The 1,553-nt window shown below is 44.6% G+C and carries 2 protein-coding genes; both read left to right on the forward strand.

What is annotated here, in order from left to right:
- On the forward strand, positions 1-497 hold a 497-nt coding region (locus tag WB217_RS17935; RefSeq protein ID WP_423994663.1), incomplete at its 5' end, for a GspE/PulE family protein.
- A 12-nt stretch (positions 498-509) separates the two neighbouring features.
- Complete coding sequence (locus WB217_RS17940; protein ID WP_423994664.1) at positions 510-1,550, forward strand: type IV pilus twitching motility protein PilT; 1,041 nt, start codon at positions 510-512, stop codon at positions 1,548-1,550.
- Positions 1,551-1,553: the final 3 nt, after the last annotated feature.

Genomic DNA, 1,553 nt, shown 5'->3' on the forward strand with positions numbered 1-1,553 from the left:
CTGTTGAGGTCGCGGTTAGAGCATCATTGACAGGTCATCTTGTTTTAAGCACGATGCATACGAATGATGCCCTCAGCTCGGTTACTAGGATGATTGATATGGGGGTCGAACCGTTTTTAGTCGCCTCTTCGTTAAGCGGTGTTGTTGCCCAGCGTCTTGTTCGAAAAGTATGCCGTGATTGCGCAGACACCTATGCACCGACCAAACGAGAAATCGACATTTTCTCCAAAAGAGGAATTCATATCGAAACTATTTGGAAAGGGAGAGGCTGCTCTTCATGTAATATGACAGGATACCGCGGCCGAATTGCTATCCATGAATTGTTGGCTGTCGACGATGAACTTCGCAGAGCCATCATGAATGAGGAACCAGTAACTACCCTCAGGGAGATAGCGGTAAGAAACAAAACGATCTTTCTAATTGATGATGGGTTACTGAAGGTTAAACAGGGGCTCACCACAACTGAGGAAGTTTTAAGGGTTGCCATAACAGAATAAGCGAGGGAAACAATGAAGGATAAAATTGAACATTTGCTCCGGTCTGGCTTTGAAAATAAGGCATCGGATATACATATTACTGTCGGCATTCCTCCGGTCATGAGAATCAACGGAGACCTAAGGAGATATGGCACTGACCCTATTACACCTGATGAAACAGAAGGAATGGCAAGAGCGGTCATTCCGGAAAAATCATGGGAACATTTCAAGTCAAAGGGTGAACTTGATTTTTCCTATGGTATTCCGGGCATCTCCAGATTCCGGGTTAATGCATATCATCAGAGAGGCTGTGTTTCGCTTGCGATCCGAATTGTTCCTACCAGAATTCCTACATTGGAAGAGCTCGAATTGCCGGAAATTTTGAAAAAAATTTCTGAAAAGCCTCAGGGATTGGTACTTGTAACGGGTCCGACGGGAAGCGGAAAATCGACTACACTTGCATCGATGATTCAGTACATGAATATGACGATGAGGAAGCATATTGTCACATTGGAGGATCCGATTGAGTACCTTCACAAGCACGGGAATAGCATCATTGACCAGCGTGAAATAGGCTTTGATACAAATAACTTCGCCAATGGCTTGAGGGCCGCTCTCCGACAGGATCCAGATGTTATCTTAGTAGGAGAAATGCGTGATTTGGATACGATTCAGACAGCGATAACAGCTGCTGAAACAGGACACTTGGTATTAGGGACATTACATACTTCGAGCGCGCCGGCCACAATAAATAGAATAATAGATGTATTTCCGCCAGGGCAGCAGGCTCAGGTCCGTATCCAGCTTGCCTCTGTCCTAGTCTCAGTCATCTCCCAGCGTCTTTTTCCTACAGTGGATAAAAAAGGACGCAGAAGTGCTACCGAGATTCTCGTCAACAATGCTGCTGTGGCGAATTTAATCAGGAATGAGAAAATCCATCAAATTATCAGCGTCATGCAAACTTCGAGGATATATGGCATGCATACTTTAGAAATGAACATCAAGGAGCTTCTTCAGCAGGGAATTATCTCGAAGGAAGTTGCTGAACCATATTTACAGGAGAAGATGGTGTAATAT

The organism is Mesobacillus sp., assembly GCF_049588175.1.
Classification (GTDB): Bacteria; Bacillota; Bacilli; order Bacillales; family Cytobacillaceae; genus Mesobacillus.

What these genes read in the sequence shown, in the direction of transcription:
- WB217_RS17940 (WP_423994664.1), top strand. Translation starts at nt 510, where the DNA reads ATGAAGGATAAAATTGAACATTTGCTCCGGTCTGGCTTTGAAAATAAG.